An 18,390-nucleotide genomic window follows, 5' to 3' on the forward strand; every position below is an offset into this window, starting at 1 on the left:
TCGGCCCGCTCACGTCAGGCTCGGCTCAGGCCCAGCTCGGTGGCGAGCGCGCGCAGGGCCGCGCGGTACTCGTCGTCGGGCGTGCCGGACGCGGTGAGGATCTGGGCGCAGATGTGGTCGGCGCCCGCCTCGAGGTGGGCGTTCAGCCCGGCGGCGACGGCGGCCGCGTCGCCGTGCAGGACCAGCGCGTCGATCGTGCGGTCGCTCGCGGTGTCGAGGTCCTCCTTGGTGAACCCGGTGCGCAGCAGGTTGCGGCGGTAGTTCGACAGCCGCAGGTACGGGTCGCGGACCTTCGGCCGGCCGACCGTGCGGGCGTACTCCGGGTCGGTGGAGAGGACGACCTTGTGCTCCGGGGCGAGCAGCGGGCCGTCGCCGAGGATCTCGCGGGCCTCGGCGGTGTGCCGCGGGGTCGTCAGGTACGGGGCGGCCCCGGCGGTCCGCTCCCCGGACAGGCGCAGCACCTTCGGGCCCAGGGCGGCCAGGGCGCGGGCCTCGACCGGGACCCCGGCGGCGTCGAGCTCGTCGAGGTAGCCGACGATCGTCTCGTAGGGCGAGCGGTACTCCCGGACGGCCTCGGGGTGCCCGATCCCGACACCGAGCAGGAAGCGGCCGGGGTAGGCCTTCTCGATGCGGTGGTAGGACTCCGCGACCTCGGGTGCCGGCGCCTGCCAGATGTTGACGATGCCGGTCGCGATCGCGATCCGCGTGGTCGCGGCCAGCAGCTCCTCGGGCAGCGCCAGGTCGGCGGGCGGGGAGCCGCCGATCCAGATCGCGCCGTAGCCGAGCGCCTCGATCTCCGTCGCGAGCCCGGGGGTGAGCTGGTCGCGGCGCAGCCAGATCCCGTAGCGGCCCAGGTCCACCGACATGCGTTCCTCCTCGCGTGCGTCGTTGCGGGGTGTTCCCCTTCCCCGGCAACCGGCCCTCACACGCCGCGCATTCCTGTCGGTGCCCGTCCGTAGGCTCCCGGGTGTGAATCATCGGGGCGTGAGCCGCACCCTCCCGTGGCGCCGCCGGCCGCAGGTCCTCGTCCCCGCCCGGCCGGACCGGCCCCGCCGGGTGCGGCCCGGCACGCGCGCGGTCGTGGTCGGCGGCGGGATCGCGGGCGTGAGCGCGGCGGTGGTGCTCGCCGAGCGCGGGGTGGCGGTCACGCTGCTGGAGGCCGCGCCCACCCTGGGCGGGCGGCTCGGCGCCTGGCCGCACACCCTGCCGGACGGGTCGGAGCAGGTCGTCGAGCACGGGTTCCACGCCTTCTTCCGGCACTACGACACCTGGCGCTCGATCCTGCGGCGGATCGACCCGGAGCTCGGGTTCCTGCGCCCGGTCGAGGGCTACCCGGTGATCTCCCGCCGCTGGCCGGCCGAGGACCTGGGGAACCTGCCGGCCGCGCCGCCGTTCAACCTGCTCGCGTTGTTCGCCCGCTCCCCGAGCCTGCGGCTGCGGGAGATCGCGGGGGCCGACGCGGCGCTCGGGTTCGCCCTGCTGGCACACGACCCGTCCGCGACCGCCGCGCGGTTCGACGACCTGAGCGCCGGTGAGTTCCTCGCGCGGCTCGGGGTGTCGGAGCGAGCCCGGCAGATGCTGTTCGAGGCCTTCGCGCGGTCCTTCTTCTGCGACCAGGACGGGCTGTCCGCCGCCGAACTGGTGGCGATGTTCCACTACTACTTCCTGGGCAACCCGGCGGGCATCGGCTTCGACGCGCCCGCCGAGGACCACCTCACGGCGATCTGGGCGCCGCTGGCCGCCCACCTGCGCGGTCTCGGGGCCGAGATCCGCACGGGGGCGCGCGTCACCTCGCTCGAACGCGCGGGGCGGGCGTGGCGGGTGCACGGCGCGGCGGGGCCGGTGGAGGCCGAGCACGTGGTGCTCGCGCTCGACCCCGGGGCGTTGCGGACGCTCCTGGCGGAATCCCCGATCGCGCCGGACCTCGCGACGCGGGCCGCGGCGCTGGCGGCCGCCCCGCCCTTCGCCGTCACGCGGCTGTGGCTGGACCGGGACGTGCGGCCGGAGCGGGCGGTGTTCAGCGCGGTCTCGGGCGAGGCCACGCTCGACTCCGTCACCGTGTACTCGCGGCTGGAGGGCGAGTCGGCGCGGTGGGCCGCGCGCACCGGCGGGTCCGTCGTGGAGCTGCACTCCTACGCCTGCCGGGCGCCGGACGTCACCGGCGCCACCGCGCGGATGCGAGCGGAGCTGGCGGCGCTGTGGCCGGAGACCGATGCCGCCGGGGTCGTCCATCTGCAGGAACGGCTCGAGGCCACCGCACCCGCGTTCCCGCCCGGCACCGCGGGCACCCGCCCGGGCGTCGTCACGGACGCGCCGGGGGTGCGGGTCGCCGGCGACTTCGTGGAGTGCCCCTACCCCTCGGGGTTGATGGAGCGGGCCGCGATGACCGGGGTGCTCGCCGCCAACGACGTCCTCGCCGCCGTCGGGGCCGGGCCCGAGGAGATCCGCGGGATCGCCGCGCGTGGGCTGCTGGCGGGGATGCCCGTGCACCGGCTCGGCCGGCTCGGGCGGGGCGGTCCGGCGGTGCCGCTCCCGGACCCGGCGCTGCGGTGAGCGCCTCGGGTCGCGTGGCCGCCGCTCGCCCACCCGGCGATGCGGTGAGCGCCTCGGGTCGCCTGGGCGCTGCGTCCGTCGAGATGGCCGTGCGCGCCGCCCGGCTCGCGGTGCACGTCGACGCCGAGCGCGGCGTGGCGCTGGTGCACCCGCTCGACGCGGTGGGCGAGCCCGTCGCCGCCGTCCGTCCCGTGCCGCTGCCGGAGCTGGACCTCGGCGGGCAGCGGGCGGTGTGGCGCAACGCCCGCACGTACCGGACCCTGCTGGCCGCGGGCGTGCGGGCGGAGCGGGCGCACGACGTCGAGCTGGTCGAGGGCCTGCTCGTCGGCGCCGACGGAGCCTTCGGCGCGCCCCGCGGCCTGGCCGCCGCGGCCGCCCGACTGGCCGGCGAGCCCGCTCCGCCGGACGAGGAGCCCGAGGAGTCGGCCGACGAGCCGCCGGCCCTCTTCCGCCGCGCCGAGCCCGACCCGAGCGGGACCCTGGCCGCGGCCGTCGCGGTGCACGCCGCCCAGCAGCGGCGGCTCGCCGCCGACCCCCGGCTCCGGACGCTCGCCGCGGCGGAGTCGGCCGGCGGGATCGTCGCCGAGGAGATGCGCGCCGAAGGCCTGCCGTGGCGCGCCGACGTGCACGACGCCCTGCTCACCGAGGCGCTCGGGCCCCGGCCGGCCGGACACGGCAGGCCCCCGCGGCTCGCCGCGCTCGCGGCCCAGGTCGAGCAGGCGTTCGGGCGGCCGGTGAACCCCGACTCCCCCGCCGAGCTGCTGCGGGCCTTCGCCCGGGCCGGGTTCGAGCTGCCCAGCACCCGGTCCTGGGTGATCAAGCGGGTCGACCATCCGGCCGTCGCGCCGCTGCTGGCGTACAAGGACCTCGCGCGGCTGCACGCCGCGCACGGCTGGAACTGGCTGCGGACCTGGGTGCACGAGGGGCGGTTCCGGCCCGAGTACGTCGTCGGCGGGGTGGTGTCGGGGCGCTGGGCCACCCGCGGCGGCGGGGCGCTGCAGATCCCGAAGGCCGTGCGGGCGGCGGTGCGCGCCGACGCAGGGTGCCGGCTCGTGGTGGCCGACGCCGCGCAGCTGGAACCGCGGATCCTCGCCGCCATCGCGGGCGACGCCGCGCTGGCCCGCGCCGGCGGCACCGAGCGGAACTCCGACCTCTACGCCGGTCTCGCCGCCGAGCTGTTCGGGGCGGGTGTGCCGGACGGGCGGGCGAAGGCCAAGCTGGCGGTGCTGTCCGCGATCTACGGGCAGACGTCGGGCGACGCCGGCGCCCACCTCGCGCTGCTGCGCCGCCGCTTCCCGGCCGCGGTCGCGGTGGTCGAGGACGCGGCGCGGGCCGGCGAGGAGGGACGGCTGGTCCGGTCGTGGCTGGGCCGCACGTGCCCGCCGGCGCGGCCGGGCGACGAGGTGCCGTCCCGGGCGCGGGCGCGCGGGCGGTTCACCCGCAACTTCGTCGTGCAGGCCACCGCGGCGGAATGGGCGCTGGTGCTGCTCGCGGAACTGCGGACGATGCTGCACCGGGCCGGCAACCCGTCCCGCCTGGTGTTCTTCCAGCACGACGAGGTGCTGCTGCACGGCCCCGCCGCGGCCGCGCCGGAGGCCGCCGAGCTGGTCCAGGCAGCCGCCGACTCCGCCACCCGCACGCTCTTCGGCGCCACGCCCGTCCGCGTCCCGATGCCCGCCCGGGTCGTGGAGTCCTACGCCGAGAAATAACGCCGCACCATGGTTCCACAACGCGCGATCTCTGCGCCCCAGCCCGCATCATGGTTCCATCACGCGTCGGATGTCGCCCCTCGATCGCGTCATGGTTCCGTACTGCGATCCGGGCCGCCGCGGCCGTCGCCGGCGATCTTGCGGGAGTCGTGGGTCTGCGGGTACGAGACCGGCTCCACCCGGATCAGCACCCGGCGGGGGCTGTCGAGGAGCCGCAGCATCCGGCCGGGGTCGCGGGGCTGGAGACGTCGGGCGAGGAGCGGGAGCACGGCGTCGAGCGTCGCCCGGTCCCGGTGCACCGTCGCCCGCCCGCGGATCCGCACCATCCGCCGGCCCGGCAGGTCCGTCCCGAGGTTGCTGATCACCAGCCCGACGCGCGGGTCCCGCTCGGCCGCGGCCGCGTGGGCGCGCCCGGTGACCGCGGTCAGCCAGAACACGCCGTCGTGGAACAGGTGGCTCATCGTGACCCCGGCGGGCCAGCCCTCCTCGTCCGTGAAGAGGAACGTGCACTCCCGGGCGGCCTCGACCAGCTCCGCCCGGTCGGCCGCGGCCAGCCGGGCCTGGTCCATGCCTTCGAGGTCCCGCTCGCCGACGCGCGTCACGAGCCGAGGGTAGGCCGTCGGACGGCCGTTTGGTAGGGCTGCTACGCGGCCGCCGGGACGGGTGCACCGAGTGCCGCGAGGACCGCGGCCCCCATGGCCTCCATGCCCTGCGCGTTGGGGTGCACCGGCGCCGCGGGCGAGGTCGGCAACAGCCCCTCGATCCACTTCACGCCCGGGAGCTGGCACATGTCGTGCCCGATCGTCGGCGTGTAGGTGTCGACGTACGTCGCCCCGCCCGCGCTCGCCTGGGCGTCGAGCATCGCGTTGAGGTCCTTCTCGATCCCGCGCAGCCACGCGACGTCGCCCGGGCTGAACGGCACCACCGGGAAGCAGCCCGGCCCCTCGTCGGGCAGCAGCGCCGGGTATCCGACGACGGCGACGCGCGCCCCCGGCGAACGGGTGCCGATCTCCCCGAGCGCGGCCGCGATCTTCGGCGCCGTCTCCGCGATCCGCTGGTTCAGCTGGTCGCCGTAGAAGTCCCGGCAGGCGGCGCCGAGCGGCTGCTGCGGCGACCGGAGCGCGCACTCCTGGATGATCTCGCCGAACCCGATGTCGTTGCCGCCGATGGTGAAGGTGACGAGGTCCTCGGTCCCGGTCAGCGCGTCGAACTGGGCGGGGTTCTCGCCGAGGGTGACCTTCTGCGGGGCGGTGAAGTCCGTGGTGGTGGCGCCGCTGCAGCTCACGTCGACGAAGTCCGTGGCGCCCGTCCCCTCGGCCACCACGGACGGGAAGTTGGAGCCCGACCGCAGGCACCCGGCGGGGTGCCCGGTCGGCGGCGGGACGAGCGGTCCCGCGCTGTAGGAGTCACCCAGGGCGACGTACCGGCCGGCCTGCTCGGTGTCGTCGGCCAGGGCCGTGCCCGCCGTCCCGACGGTGCCCACGACCGCGAGTACCGCACCGACGAGGACGGCCAAGGAGCGACGAGCAGGCGGGACACGGCGCACGGGCGGCCTCCGGGGAGCGGGCGGGGCGGGGAGCGCCCGCCGAGGAGGCGGGCGGACGGCGCCGGGCCCGGCACCACCGGGACACTAACGAGATGATCGCGCGGCGGGATCGATCTCCATCCGGGTGAGTGAACGCCGCAGGCGCAGCGGGGGGACGAGCGCGGCCCGCAGCGACGCGGCGTCGAGCGTGCGCGGCGCGTAGCCCAGCCCGTCGAGGCGGGCGGCGACCAGCTCGGCGGGGTCTCCGGGGGGCGCGTCGGGCAGCCCGCAGACGAACGCCCACTCGTGCTCGGGGCTGCCGACGTACGCCCGGTGCGGGAACACCGCACCGAACCGGTCCCACGCCGCGCGGAGGGTGGCGTCGCGCCACTGCGCCGGGCTCCCGGCCTGGCTCACGACGACCCCGCCCCGCCGCAGCCGGGCCGCGCAGCGGGTGAGGAAGTCGCCGGTGTAGAGGCGGTTGAGCTGGGCGCCGGGCTCGTCGGGGCGCTCGTCGGGCAGGTCGACGACGATCACGTCCCAGGTGCCGTCGGCCTTGTCGACGAAGGCGAGCCCGTCGTCGTGGTGCATCCGGACCGGCCCGGCGTGCGCCTCGGCCGCGGCGAGCGCGGCGGGCGTGTAGCCGTACGGCAGGTGCTCGGCGCAGAGCCGCACGCACTCCCGGTCCAGGTCCACGTGGTCCACGGTCACGGCGCCGCACGCCATGGCGAGCTCGCTCACCACGCCCTCGCTCGACCCGATCACCAGCACGCGTTCGCGGCGCTCGGCGAGCAGCGCGGCCGGCACGAACAGCGCCTCGTGGTAGGTCAGCTGGGTGTGCTCGGCGCTCTGCCGCTCGCCGTCGCAGAACAGCGTGACGCCGTGCGCGGTGTCCGCGATCAGCACCTCCTGCAGCGCGGTGCGGGTGCGCACGCGGACCGCGTCGAGCTGCCAGTGCCGGGTCAGCCCGGGCGAGATCGGCTCGTCGACCCGTCCCGCGCCGCCGCGGTCCACGACCTCGATGGCGGCGTCGTCGGCGCCGAGGGTGAGCGCCAGCCGTCGGACCGCGTAGACGGGATCGGCGCCGTCGCCGCAGGTGAAGGCGTCGACGAAGGCCGACCCGAGCTCGGGCCAGGTGTGGATCGACGCGTGCGACTCGGCCAGCAGCGCGACGACCGTGACCCCCTGCGGCTGGAACGGCTCCGCGATCACCTGCCGCACGTCCGCGCCCGCGGCCAGCAGCGACGTGCGCAGCGCGTGCCGGAGGCCGTCGGCGTCGTCGAGCAGGGCCGGGTCGATGCCGCGCAGCTCGCCGAGGACGTGCCGGCCGACGGGATGGGACGTCTGCACGGGGCAGAACCCTAGGCGGGCGCCAGGACGTGCACGGGCAGCGGGCCGAACCCGTTGAACCCGACCGAGGCGTAGCTCGCGGTGTACGCGCCGGCGTGCAGCAGGTCGACGGCGTCGCCGGCGGCGAGGTCGAGGGGCAGGGCGTAGGGCCTGCGGCGGTAGAGGACGTCGTCGCCGTCACAGGTCGGGCCGGCCAGGACGACCGGGCCGGGCGGGCCGCTGCGGCCGGGCGCCCGCACCGGGTAGTCGATCGCCTCCCCCTCCGCCTCGGCGATCCCCTGGTAGCGGCCTGCGTCGAGATAGACCCAGCGGCGGTGGTCGATCCCGGGCCGCCGGGAGACCCGCAACGCGGTCGTCCGCAGCACCCCCGCCTCGGCGACGAGCACGCGGCCGGGTTCGAGGATCAGCCGGACCCCGTCGACGTCACCGGCCGTGGCCGCGGCGGCGACGGCCGCGTGGATCGCCTCGGCGTACGCGGCGAGCGGCGGGACCTCGGCGCGGTAGCGGACGGGCAGCCCGCCGCCGACGTCCAGGACCGGGGCCGCGATGCCCGCCGCGTGCGCCACCCGCAGCGCGACCCGGACCCCCTCGGCGAACGCGGCCGGCCTGAGCTGCTGCGATCCCGCGTGGAACGCGACCCCGGCGGTCCCGCGGGCGAGCCGGGCGGCCTCGGCCGGGGTCGCCCCGAACTTGCCGAGGAACGGGGTCGCGGCGCCGTCGTCGGCGACGAGGACGCGCACGAGCACCTCGGCGCCGGCCGGCAGGCCCGCGAGATCCTCCGCACTGTCCGTGACGAATCGGCGGACGCCCTGCGCGGCCGCGGCCGCCGCGGCGCCCGGGCCCCGGACGGGGTTGCCGTGGCAGAGCCTGGCCGGGTCGGCGCCCGCGTCGAGGCACGACGCGATCTCCTCGGCGCCGGCCACGTCGAAGCCGCTGCCGAGGGCGGCGAGCGTGCGCAGCACCTCGGGCTCGGGGCACGCCTTCACCGCGTAGAGGATCTCCGCGCCGGGGAAGGCCACCGCGAGCTCGGTGTACCGCTGCGCGACGACCCCCGTGTCGAGCACCAGGAACGGCGTCGGTCGCGGTTCGGCGAGGAAGGCCTCCAGGGCGGGGGTGGGCACGGCTCGATCCTGCCGCCCGCCGATCAGCAGGGCCGCACCCGGCCCGCCGTCCCGTCGACGACCACGCGCTCCCCGGTCCTGATGCGCGCCACCGCACCCGGCACCCCGACCACGGCCGGGATCCCGTACTCGCGCGCGACGACCGCGCCGTGCGAGTTCGCCCCGCCCATCTCCATGACCAGCCCGGCGGCCGTGAGGAACAGCGGCGTCCAGCCGGGGTCGGTCGAGGGGCAGACCAGGATCTCGCCCGGCTCGAGGCGGGCGTCGGCGGGATCGAGCACCACCCGCGCGGGTCCCTCGGCGACACCCGCCGACGCCGGGGTGCCGCGCAGCTCCCCCGGGACCGCCGGCGGCGCCGCGGGATCCGGCAGGGCCTCGGGCTCGGTCCCGTCCGAGAGCAGGATGCGCGGGACGTGCCGGCGCCGCCGTTCGCGGTCGTGCACCGCGCGCCGGGTCGCCACCAGCGCCCGCAGGTCGGCCCCGGCGAGGCCGGCCCGGCAGTCGTCCATGGTGAGGTGGACGACGTCGCCGGCCGCGGCGATCCGGCCCTCCGCGGCCAGCGCCTCGCCGACGGCCAGGAGATCGGCGCGGGCCGCGTCGAGCACCGTGACCAGGGTGAACTTCGGCAGCTCGCGCAGCCCGGCGAGCGCCCGGGCCCGGTCCAGCAGCAGCCGCACCACCCGGCCACGCATGCCGCCCACCCCGGCGGCGAGGGCCGCGGCCGTCTGCTCCGCCTCGGCCGCCGCGGCGGCGAAGACCCGGTCCGGTGTGCGCCCCTGGTCGGCCCGCAGGTACCCCGCCAGGACCCCGAGCAGGTACGACGGGTCCTCGCGCCATCGCGGCACGCCGAGGTCGATCTCGGCGACTCCGCGGTGCCCGTAGCGCCCGAGGAACTCGCGGAGCCCGTCGGTCAGGACCGCCGGTGCCGTGCCGGCCTCGAGCGCGGCCCGCGTCGCCTCGACCGGGCCGCCGACCAGCGCACGCGAGGGCGGGTCGGCGGCGATCCGGCCGGCCACTGCCCACAGCGCGAGGTCCATCTCGGTGGTGACGTTGTGCGGCAGCCCGCGCAGGACCGTCGACAGCTCGCCGGGCCGGGCCCGGCCGCGCAGCAACGCGGCGGCCAGCCCGAACGCCACGAACCCCGCCGCGGCCACCGGGAAGGCCCGGCCCGCCACGGCCGGCATCTCCTGCGCGAGCGTCGCCTCCAGCCGGTCGAGGCGCGCCCTCGGGGGCAACGGGCCGCGGTCGTCGAGCCGGTCGCGCAGGTCGCCGACGGCCGCGTCGACCGCCCGGCGCGCTCGGTCCGGCGCCACCAGCGCTCCCACCAGCCGCGGCGGCACCCGGAACCGGCGGAACACCCGGGCCAGCGCGCGGGCGAAGCGGAGCCGACGCCCCGGCAGCACCGCGAACGCGGGGTCGGCGAGGACGCGGCGCAGGACGGCGGCGGAGCGCGCCTCCATGACGTCGAACAGGCGTGGGATCACGATCCGCCCGACAGGGTGTCGCAGCGCCCCGGTCACGTCGACCAGCAGCCGCTCCCCCGCCACCGTCAGCACCGGGGCACCCGCCCGGACGTCCGTGACCGCGACCCCGAACAGCCGGGCGATCGAGCCGGTCAGGACCCGGAAGGCGCCCTGTCCGGCGGTGGTGAGCGGGCCCAGGACCCCCTGCGCCACATTGACGTTCAGGTAGATGCGCAGGCCGGACGCCGGGTTCTCCGGCAGCGGGTAGAGCGTGGTGACCGGCCGCGCCTGCACCAGCCAGACCCGGTCCGTGCCGTCGACGGCCCACTCCAGGTCCTGGGGTCCGCCGTGCTGCTCCGCAACCCGCCGGCCGAGCGCGGCGAGCTCGCGGGCGTGCTCGTCGGACAGGCAGGGCCCCACGCCGCCGGCCCGTCGCTCGACGACCCTGCCGCCCGCGTCGAGCACCAGGTGCTCGGGATCGACGGTGCCCGAGACGACGGCCTCGCCCAGCCCCGGCGCCGCGTCGATCACCGTCTCGCCCCGCCGACCGGTGACCGGGTTCGCGGTGAACAGCACGCCCGCCGCCGCGGCGGGCACCATCCGCTGCACGACGACGGCGAGGGCGACCGTGCGGTCGTCGATCCCGTTGGCCGCCCGGTAGGCGACGGCGCGGTCGGTCCAGAGCGAGGCCCAGCAGCGGCGGACCGCGTCGAGCACGGCGTCGGGGCCCTCGACGTCGAGGAAGGTGTCCTGCTGGCCGGCGAAGCTGGCGTCGGGCAGGTCCTCGGCGGTGGCCGACGACCGCACCGCGACCGGGCCGTCGGCGAGCGCCCGGATCGCCGCGGCCAGCACCGCGGGTACCGGGGCGGACCGGACGGCCGCGCGCAGGTCGGCGGGTGCGGCGCCGGCGTCGAGCAGGGGCCGGACGACCGGGTCGGCCACGGCCCGGTAGGCCGTCGTGGTGACGCAGCTGCCGGGCGGGACCGGGAAGCCCGCGCGGATCAGCCGGCCGAGCGAGGCGGCCTTCCCGCCGACCAGCGCCGGATCGGCGGCCGCGGCCAGGTCGAGGATCCGTGGGCCGTCCGTGAGCGGCAGCGTGTGCGTCATGGCGCGCCTCCTCGTGCGTGGCAGGAGCGTAGCCCCGCTCCGCCCGTTTTTCAACGAGCGTTGAATGAGGTGGTTCGCGAGCGGGGAACGACGCGCTCCCGTGGACCCGGCCCGGCTCCTACCGTCCGGGGACCATGCGGCGCAGCACGGAGCGGATCCTCACCACCCACGTCGGCAGCCTGGCCCGGCCCCACGACCTGCTCGAGGTCATGCGGGAGAAGGAGCACGGCCGGCCCTACGACGCCGACGCGTACGCCAAGCAGGTCGCCGCCGCCGTCGCCGACCGCGTCCGCGAGCAGGCCGCCGACGGCATCGACGTGGTGACCGACGGCGAGATGAGCAAGGTCAGCTTCCTGACCTACGTCAAGGACCGGCTCACCGGGTTCTCCGGCAGCACCGGCGAGAAGCTCATGCCGCCCTCGTGGCAGGCGGAGATCGACGCGTTCCCGGACTACTACGCCGGCTACCTCGGCAAGTACAAGGACACCGTCTCCCCCATGTCCACCATGGTCTGCACCGGGCCGGTCGGCTACGCCGGGCACGACCAGCTGCGCACGGACGTCGAGAACCTCCGCGCGGCGCTCGACGGGCAGGACGCCGCCGAGGCCTTCCTGCCGAGCACCAGCCCCAGTGGCTTCGGCCGCAACGAGTACTACTCCTCCTACGCCGACTACCTCGCCGCCGTCGCCGAGGCGCTGCGCGAGGAGTACCTGGCGATCGTCGACGCCGGGTTCCTCCTGCAGGTCGACGACCCGTGGCTGATCGAGTACCTCAGCCACGACGACCGCGCCGAGGGCCGCCGCCTCGCGGAGCAGCACGTCGAGATCCTCAACCACTCGCTGCGCGGGATCCCGGAGGAGAGGGTCCGGCTGCACACCTGCTACGGGCTCAACCACGGCCCGCGGATCCACGACCTGCCCTTCGCCGACATCGCGCCCGTGATGCTGCGGATCCACGCCGGGGCCTACTCCTTCGAGGTCGCCAACCCCCGCCACCAGCACGAGTGGCGGGTCTGGGAGGACCTCGCCCTGCCCGAGGGGAAGGTGCTGATCCCCGGCCTGCTCGGGCACGCCAGCAACTACGTCGAGCACCCGCAGCTGATCGCCGACCAGCTCGTGACCTACGCGGGCCTGGTCGGCCGGGAGAACCTGCTCGCGGGCGCGGACTGCGGCTTCTCCTCCCGCGCGACCTTCCATCCCGAGGTGCACCCGACCGTCGTCCGGGAGAAGTTCCGGGCGCTCGCCGAGGGTGCCCGGCTGGCCACCGCACGTCTCTACTGATCGGTAATGTCCGGGCCATGACCGCACCCAAGACCCAGCGCCGGGGCCGGGCCATCGCCATGACCGACGACGAGCGGGACGCCTTCCTCGCCGAGGAGCGGACCGTCCGCGTGGCCACCAACGGCACCCACGGCCCGCACGCCACGCCGCTCTGGTTCCACTGGGACGGGTCCGCGATGTGGCTGACCTCGCTCGTCCGCGCGCAGCGCTGGGCCGACCTGGAGAAGGACCCGCGGATCGGCGCGGTGGTCGACGCGGGGCACGACTACGACCAGCTCCGCGGCGTCGAGATCCGCGGGCGGGTGGAGCCGGTGGGCGAGACCCCGCGCACGGGCGAGCCGAACCCCGAGCTGGAGCGGGTCGAGCAGGCCTTCGCGGACAAGTACACCGGCGGGCACGTCGTGATCGACGGCCGGCACGCGTGGCTCCGGCTCATCCCGGAGAAGATCAGCAGCTGGGACTTCCGCAAGCTGCCGGGCGCGCGGCAGCAGCCCGGGATCTGACCCGCCGCTCCCTGCCGGCCGGCATCCCCCACGTGGGGATGCCGGCCGCACCCCTCAGGGCGTGCCGGTGAGCAGCGGCCAGAGACCGTCGGCGCCGGCCTCGAGCGCGCGGGCGCCGACCCGGTCGTTCCAGTAGGCCTCCGAGCCGTCCTCGTCCCGCCAGGCCCACAGCCGGGTGGTGACCAGGCGCAGGTCGTGCTCGCGGGTGAACCCGATGGCGCCGTGCACCTGGTGGGTGATCCGGGCGACCTGCCCGGCCGCCTCCCCGGCGCGGGCCTTGGCCGCGGCGATCGCGAACGACGCCTCGGCGAAGCCGTGCTTGTCCACCTCCCGCGCCGCGGCCTCGGTCGCCGCCGCGGCCGCGGCCACCTCGGCACCGGCCAGCGCGAGGGTCTGCTGGATGGCCTGCAGCTTCGCGATCGGGCGGCCGAACTGCACCCGCTCGGTCGCGTACCTGACCGCCATCGCCACCGCCCCGCGGGCCGCACCGGCCAGCAGCAGCGCCCGGCCCAGCGCCGCCCGCAGCGGGAACTCGACCAGCGCCACCGACGGGACATCGGCCACGTGCCGCACGGTCAGCTCGTTGAACACCAGGTCGTCGCGGGGCTCCTCGGCGAGGTTGGTCCCCTCCTCGACCCCGGCGCCGGTGGTGTCGACCAGCAGCACCTGCTCGCCCGCCAGCACCGCGACCGCCGAGACCGCGCGGCCCCACGGCACCCGGCGCAGCGTCCCGGACACGTCCGCCCCGGCCCCGCCGGCCGCCGGCTGGATCGTCAGGTGCCCCGCGACCGTCGCCGACAACGGCCCGGACGGCACCTCCAGCCCTGCGGCGTGCAGCAGCCACGCCGCCAGCAGGTCGGTCTCGACCAGCGGCACCCGGGCTGCGAACTGCCCGGCCGCGGTCAGCACCGCCGCCGCGTCCGACACCGTGCCGCCGCTGCCCCCGGCCTCCTCGGGCAGGGTCAGCCGGGCCAGCCCGGTCTGCTCGACGGTCTTCCACAGCTCGGCGTCGAACGCGTCGCTGGAGTGGTCCCAGGCGTCGCCGAAGACCGACTCCGCCATCTCCCGAAGCTCACTGCTCATCGCAGACCCAGTCCTCGTGCCACGATCCCGCGCAGGATCTCGTTCGTCCCGCCCCGCAGCGTGAAGCCCGGGGCGTGCAGCACCGCGTCGGCCAGCAGCCGGGCGAACCCGCCCTGCGCCGCGCCCGGGTCCGGCGGGATCGACACCAGCAGCCGGGCCGCGTCGATCACCTCGTTCTCGAACCGGGTTCCCAGGTCCTTCACCACGGCCGCGGCCAGCTCGGGCGCCTTGCCCGCCTCCAGTGCACCGGCGATGGCCAGCGACATCCGCCGCAGCGTCCAGTACCGCGACACCAGCCCGCCCAGGTCCCGGCGCCGCCCGGCGTCCAGGTCACTGCCGGCGATCTCCCCCAGCAGCGCCACGACCAGCGGGAAGGTCGACAGGTACCGTTCCGGGCCGGAGCGCTCGAAGGCCAGCTCCGAGGTGACCTGGTGCCAGCCCTGCCCGATCTCGCCGAGCACCATCGAGTCCGGGATGAAGACCTTGTCGAACACCACCTCGTTGAAGTGGTGCGCCCCGGTCAGCAGCGGGATCGGCCGGATCGTCACCCCCGGCGCCTTCAGGTCCACGATCAGCTGCGACAGCCCGGCGTGCCGGTTGGTGTCGTCCTTCGGCGAGGTCCGGACCAGCGCGAAGAACGCGTGCGCGTGGTGTGCCCCGGACGTCCAGACCTTCGTGCCGGTCAGCTCCCAGCCGCCGTCGACCCGGTCCGCCTTCGACCGCACCGACGCCAGGTCCGAGCCCGAGTCCGGCTCCGACATGCCGATGCCGAAGTACACCTCCCCCGCCGCGATCCCGGGCAGGAACTTCTGCCGCTGCTCCTCGGTGCCGAACCGCATGAGCGACGGCCCGATCTGCCGGTCCGCCACCCAGTGCGCGGCCACCGGCGCGCCCGCCGCCAACAGCTCCTCGGTCACCACGTACCGGTCCAGCGCGCCGCGGCCGTGCCCGCCGTACTCGGTCGGGATCGTCATCCCCAGCCAGCCGCGCCGGGCCAGCTCCTTGGTGAACCGCTCGTCCCACCCCGAGAGCCAGGTGTCCGCGCGCGGACGCCAGGCCCCGGCGGCGCGTTCCTCCGCGAGGAACGCACGCACCTCGGACCGCAGCGCCGCGACGCGCTCCGGCAGCTCCACCGGCGGGGGGACGAGATCCGGCAGTGTCGCCATCGTGTCCGTCACCCGTCCTTCCTAGCCCACGGATCGAGCCCGTGCATCAAGGTGTGGCGGGATGGGAACATCCGGGACATGACGAACCCCGATCTCGAAAGGAAGGTCCTCGAGGCCGTCCCCACCGGGCTGCTCATCGGCGGCGAGTGGCGGCAGGCGGCGTCGGGGGCGACGACGAAGGTCGAGGACCCGTCGACCGGCGAGGTCCTCGTCGAGGTCGCCGACGCGGGCCGGGAGGACGGGCTCGCGGCGCTCACCGCCGCCCACGAGGCGCAGGCCGGCTTCGCAGCCATGGCCCCGCGCGAGCGCGGTGAGATCCTGCGCCGCGCGTACGAGACGATGATCGCGCGGGTCGAGGACCTCGCCCTCCTGATGACCCTGGAGATGGGCAAGCCGCTGGCCGAGTCGCGCGGCGAGGTCACCTACGCCGCCGAGTTCTTCCGCTGGTTCAGCGAGGAGGCCGTGCGGATCGACGGCGGCTACGCCACCGCGCCCGCGGGCGGCAGCCGGTTCCTCGTGATGAAGCAGCCGGTCGGGCCGTGCGTGTTCATCACGCCGTGGAACTTCCCGCTGGCCATGGGCACCCGCAAGATCGGCCCGGCGATCGCGGCGGGCTGCACCGTCGTGATCAAGCCCGCCCACCAGACCCCGCTGTCGATGCTGGCCCTGGGCCAGATCCTGCTCGACGCCGGGCTGCCGGCCGGCGTGCTCAACGTCATCACGGCCACCGACGCGGGCGGCGTGATGGAGCCGATCGTCAAGGACGGCCGGGCGCGCAAGCTCTCGTTCACGGGTTCGACCGGCGTCGGCAAGATCCTGCTGGAGCAGTGCGCCGCCAAGGTGCTGCGGACGTCGATGGAGTTGGGCGGCAACGCCTCGTTCCTCGTGTTCGACGACGCCGACCTCGACAAGGCCGTCGACGGCGCGATGCTGGCGAAGATGCGGAACATGGGCGAGGCGTGCACCGCGGCCAACCGCTTCTATGTCCAGCGCGGCGTCGCGGAGGAGTTCGCGGCGAAGCTCGCCGACCGGATGGGCGCGCTGAAGGTGGGTCGCGGCACCGAGGACGGCGTGCAGGTCGGCCCGCTGGTCGACGCCAAGGGCCGGGACAAGGTCGTCGACCTGGTCGGCGACGCGATCGCCAACGGCGCCCAGGTCAAGGTCGGCGGCGAGGCCGCGGAGGGCCCCGGCTACTTCTACCCGCCGACGGTGCTCACGGACGTGCCGCAGGACTCACGGCTCAACCACGAGGAGATCTTCGGCCCGGTCGCGCCGATCTCGGTGTTCGACACCGAGGACGAAGCCCTCGCCGCGGCCAACGCCACCGAGTTCGGCCTGGTCAACTACGTGTTCACGGAGAACCTGAACCGGGCGCTGCGGGTGTCGGAGAAGCTCGAGAGCGGGATGGTCGGGCTCAACACCGGGCTGGTGTCCAACCCGGCGGCCCCGTTCGGCGGGATCAAGGAGTCCGGGCTGGGCCGCGAGGGCGGCACGGTCGGGATCGAGGAGTTCCTCGAGCTCAAGTACGTCGCCATCGGCGGCCTGGGCTGACCCGAGGCCCGACGGGGCCGACGGACCGGGGGCGCGTGGCGACGTCCGCCACGCGCCCCCGTCGTTCTCAGGCCCGGGCGGGGGTCCGGCGCCGCAGCCGCGGCCACACGATCACCGCGACCGCGCACACCACCTGCGAGATCGCGTAGCCCACCGCCACCGGCATCAGCTGCTCGACGGGGTGCGCGCCCGAGGCGTCGGCAGGCCCGATCGGGATGAACAGCACCACGACGATCACGAAGGCCGTGCTGATCAGCTGCAGCCGCGCGAAGCCGACGCCGTCGTGCCGCGCCTGCCGCACGCCGAGCTCGTGCGAGATCACCAGCCGGGCGATCATGCCGATCAGCAGCACGCGGAGCACGTCGTCCGCCTGGGCGTAGCCCGGCCCGAAGAACTCCAGCCCGAACCGGGCCAGCAGCACGCCGACCACGATCATCGGCAGGAAGATCAGGTACAGCCGCTTGCGGGAGGCCCGGACGTGCGCCGCGGCGTTCTCCGGGTCCCGGGCCAGCTGCGCCGACAGCGACTGCATGAACCGCTGCGCGGCGATGTCGATCACCATGACCGCCTGCCAGGCGATGAAGAACGCCGCGCCGGTCGTCGCGCCGAAGCGCTGGGTCACGATCACCGTGACCTGGTTGAACAGCAGCACCGTGCCCCAGTGGGCCAGGGTCGTGGGGCCGAGGAAGGACACGGCCTCGCGGCGCGTCGGCAGCCACTCCTTGTCCGAGAGCTGTGCGAACTTGCGGGTGTAGATGCCGCCGATCACCGCGCTGCCGAGCGTCCACAGCGCGATCGGCACCACCCACGAGAGCACGACGCCGAACGGCCCGAGACTCGCGCCCAGGGCGACCAGCATGCCGATCCGGGCGATGGCGAAGGCGATGTTGCGCCACGACGCCCACCAGGTCTTGCCGACCGCGATGAGGCTGAAGTCGTGCACGCCCCACAGGCCCCAGCCGATGGCGGCGGCGAGGAACAGCAGCCCACCCGCCCAGACCGGCAGGACCTCGCCCGCGCCCGTCGTGGCCATGAGCGGCTCGAGCAGGACGTAGGCCAACCCGACCAGCGCGCAGGACGGGATGATCACCAGGTGGCTGCGCCAGAACAGGGTCGACGCCTTGCGGCCCGACCGCGGCATCCACAGCATCATCGCGGAGTCGAGGTTCAGCTGCGCCACCCCGGCGACCAGCAGGAACGCCGACACGAACGCCGAGGCGTAGCCGACCGCCTCCTGCGGCATGATCCGCGCCGCGATCAGCCAGCTGACGAACCCGGCCAGCGAGCCGACGGCGCCGCTGATCGAGAGGGACAGGCCGTCGGAGAGGGCCCGCTTGCCGGAGCCGCCCGACGACGACCCGAGGTCCTTCCCGGCCTCGGCCGGCGGTTCGGGGGGGTCGTCGGGTGACGCGTCGCTGCGCACGGCCACCGCACCGGGCGCGAGCTCGACGGTCGGGGGGTCGTGGGGCCGGGGCGGGCTGTCGAACCAGCCGGCCGGTCTCGCCGCCGGGGATCCCGCGGAGTCGCCGGGGCGGTCCGCCGCGGATTCCCCGGGGCGGCCCGCCACGGATCCCCCGGGGCGGCCCGCCGCGGATCCCCCGGGGCGGCCCGCCGCCGTGCCGCCCGGGGGGGTCCGCCGGTCGCCGGGTGCACCGGGGACGGCGTCGTCGAAGAGGGGTGCCGGTCGCCGGTCGGGGTCGGGGACCGGGGGTCGTGTGCCGCCCGAGGGCGGGTCGGGCTCCTCGCGCCGGTGCGCGGAGACAGGGGTGCTGGCCTCGGAGTCCGGTCGTGTCACTGCGCCTCGGCAGCGACGGGAGCGGACGACGGGACAGCTCCGACCACGGGGGGCAGGTGGGGAGGCCTGGCCGTCAACATGAGCGCCGATGCTACCGGCGGGTTCGCAGCGCCCCCCGTGCGGCCGAGCGCGACCGGGCGTGCCGCGCGGGACGAACCGGACGCCCCGGGGCGGCTCGCCCGCG

14 protein-coding genes are annotated in these 18,390 nt (G+C 75.8%); 5 read left to right on the top strand and 9 right to left on the bottom strand.

What is annotated here, in order from left to right:
* Positions 1 to 14: 14 nt before the first annotated feature.
* Entirely contained in the window at positions 15 to 866 is an 852-nt protein-coding gene (locus ACQP04_RS18780) for an LLM class F420-dependent oxidoreductase (RefSeq protein WP_433501873.1), read from the bottom strand.
* A 118-nt stretch (positions 867 to 984) separates the two neighbouring features.
* Between ACQP04_RS18780 and ACQP04_RS18785 the strand changes: the two genes are divergently transcribed.
* Together ACQP04_RS18785 and ACQP04_RS18790 are read left to right on the top strand one after the other, a co-directional pair.
* On the top strand, positions 985 to 2,553 hold the full coding sequence (locus ACQP04_RS18785) for an FAD-dependent oxidoreductase (RefSeq protein WP_433501874.1): 1,569 nt from the start codon (positions 985 to 987) through the stop codon (positions 2,551 to 2,553).
* 44 nt (positions 2,554 to 2,597) lie between these two features.
* Entirely contained in the window at positions 2,598 to 4,262 is a 1,665-nt protein-coding gene (locus tag ACQP04_RS18790; protein ID WP_433501875.1) for a bifunctional 3'-5' exonuclease/DNA polymerase, read from the top strand.
* A gap of 89 nt (positions 4,263 to 4,351) precedes the next feature.
* On the opposite strand, the gene ACQP04_RS18795 is transcribed toward ACQP04_RS18790, so the two are convergent.
* The 5 genes from ACQP04_RS18795 to ACQP04_RS18815 form a co-directional block, all read right to left on the bottom strand.
* On the bottom strand, positions 4,352 to 4,864 hold the full coding sequence (locus ACQP04_RS18795) for a pyridoxamine 5'-phosphate oxidase family protein (RefSeq protein WP_433501876.1): 513 nt from the start codon (positions 4,862 to 4,864) through the stop codon (positions 4,352 to 4,354).
* 41 nt (positions 4,865 to 4,905) lie between these two features.
* Positions 4,906 to 5,778 carry an SGNH/GDSL hydrolase family protein gene (locus ACQP04_RS18800; RefSeq protein ID WP_433501877.1) on the bottom strand — a complete coding sequence of 291 codons (873 nt, stop codon included), beginning with the start codon at positions 5,776 to 5,778 and terminating at the stop codon, positions 4,906 to 4,908.
* A gap of 114 nt (positions 5,779 to 5,892) precedes the next feature.
* On the bottom strand, positions 5,893 to 7,137 hold the full coding sequence (gene speD / locus ACQP04_RS18805) for an adenosylmethionine decarboxylase (RefSeq protein ID WP_433501878.1): 1,245 nt from the start codon (positions 7,135 to 7,137) through the stop codon (positions 5,893 to 5,895).
* Positions 7,138 to 7,148: 11 nt separating this feature from the next.
* Positions 7,149 to 8,258 (bottom strand): type III PLP-dependent enzyme, encoded by a 1,110-nt coding sequence (locus tag ACQP04_RS18810; protein ID WP_433501879.1) that lies wholly within the window; start codon positions 8,256 to 8,258, stop codon positions 7,149 to 7,151.
* Positions 8,259 to 8,281: 23 nt separating this feature from the next.
* A complete protein-coding gene (locus tag ACQP04_RS18815; RefSeq protein ID WP_433501880.1) occupies positions 8,282 to 10,828 on the bottom strand; it encodes a PEP/pyruvate-binding domain-containing protein in 2,547 nt (848 codons plus the stop codon).
* A gap of 134 nt (positions 10,829 to 10,962) precedes the next feature.
* On the opposite strand from ACQP04_RS18815, the gene ACQP04_RS18820 reads away from it, so the two are divergent.
* Complete coding sequence (locus ACQP04_RS18820) at positions 10,963 to 12,108, top strand: cobalamin-independent methionine synthase II family protein (protein WP_433501881.1); 1,146 nt, start codon at positions 10,963 to 10,965, stop codon at positions 12,106 to 12,108.
* Between the two features lie 17 nt (positions 12,109 to 12,125).
* The gene (locus ACQP04_RS18825) at positions 12,126 to 12,611 is read left to right on the top strand and encodes a pyridoxamine 5'-phosphate oxidase family protein (RefSeq protein ID WP_433501882.1); all 486 of its coding nucleotides are present in this window, start codon (positions 12,126 to 12,128) and stop codon (positions 12,609 to 12,611) included.
* Between the two features lie 54 nt (positions 12,612 to 12,665).
* Here ACQP04_RS18825 and ACQP04_RS18830 read toward each other — a convergent pair whose 3' ends face one another.
* Together ACQP04_RS18830 and ACQP04_RS18835 are read right to left on the bottom strand one after the other, a co-directional pair.
* Positions 12,666 to 13,694: an acyl-CoA dehydrogenase family protein gene (locus tag ACQP04_RS18830; RefSeq protein ID WP_433501883.1), complete on the bottom strand. Its 1,029-nt coding sequence runs from the start codon at positions 13,692 to 13,694 to the stop codon at positions 12,666 to 12,668.
* Positions 13,691 to 14,872 (bottom strand): acyl-CoA dehydrogenase family protein, encoded by a 1,182-nt coding sequence (locus ACQP04_RS18835; RefSeq protein WP_433501884.1) that lies wholly within the window; start codon positions 14,870 to 14,872, stop codon positions 13,691 to 13,693. The genes ACQP04_RS18830 and ACQP04_RS18835 overlap by 4 nt, the downstream gene beginning before the upstream one ends.
* A 66-nt stretch (positions 14,873 to 14,938) precedes the next feature.
* Here ACQP04_RS18835 and ACQP04_RS18840 point away from each other — a divergent pair, with 66 nt between their 5' ends.
* Complete coding sequence (locus ACQP04_RS18840; RefSeq protein WP_433501885.1) at positions 14,939 to 16,411, top strand: NAD-dependent succinate-semialdehyde dehydrogenase; 1,473 nt, start codon at positions 14,939 to 14,941, stop codon at positions 16,409 to 16,411.
* A gap of 67 nt (positions 16,412 to 16,478) precedes the next feature.
* On the opposite strand, the gene ACQP04_RS18845 is transcribed toward ACQP04_RS18840, so the two are convergent.
* Positions 16,479 to 17,834: a lipopolysaccharide biosynthesis protein gene (locus tag ACQP04_RS18845; protein ID WP_433501886.1), complete on the bottom strand. Its 1,356-nt coding sequence runs from the start codon at positions 17,832 to 17,834 to the stop codon at positions 16,479 to 16,481.
* Between the last annotated feature and the right edge of the window lie 556 nt (positions 17,835 to 18,390).

The sequence above is a fragment of the Pseudonocardia halophobica genome (assembly GCF_050948485.1).
GTDB lineage: Bacteria > Actinomycetota > Actinomycetes > Mycobacteriales > Pseudonocardiaceae > Pseudonocardia > Pseudonocardia halophobica.

What these genes read in the sequence shown, in the direction of transcription:
- ACQP04_RS18820 (WP_433501881.1), top strand. Translation starts at nt 10,963, where the DNA reads ATGCGGCGCAGCACGGAGCGGATCCTCACCACCCACGTCGGCAGCCTG.
- ACQP04_RS18780 (WP_433501873.1), bottom strand. Translation starts at nt 866, where the DNA reads ATGTCGGTGGACCTGGGCCGCTACGGGATCTGGCTGCGCCGCGACCAG.
- ACQP04_RS18815 (WP_433501880.1), bottom strand. Translation starts at nt 10,828, where the DNA reads ATGACGCACACGCTGCCGCTCACGGACGGCCCACGGATCCTCGACCTG.
- ACQP04_RS18825 (WP_433501882.1), top strand. Translation starts at nt 12,126, where the DNA reads ATGACCGCACCCAAGACCCAGCGCCGGGGCCGGGCCATCGCCATGACC.
- ACQP04_RS18830 (WP_433501883.1), bottom strand. Translation starts at nt 13,694, where the DNA reads ATGAGCAGTGAGCTTCGGGAGATGGCGGAGTCGGTCTTCGGCGACGCC.
- ACQP04_RS18840 (WP_433501885.1), top strand. Translation starts at nt 14,939, where the DNA reads ATGACGAACCCCGATCTCGAAAGGAAGGTCCTCGAGGCCGTCCCCACC.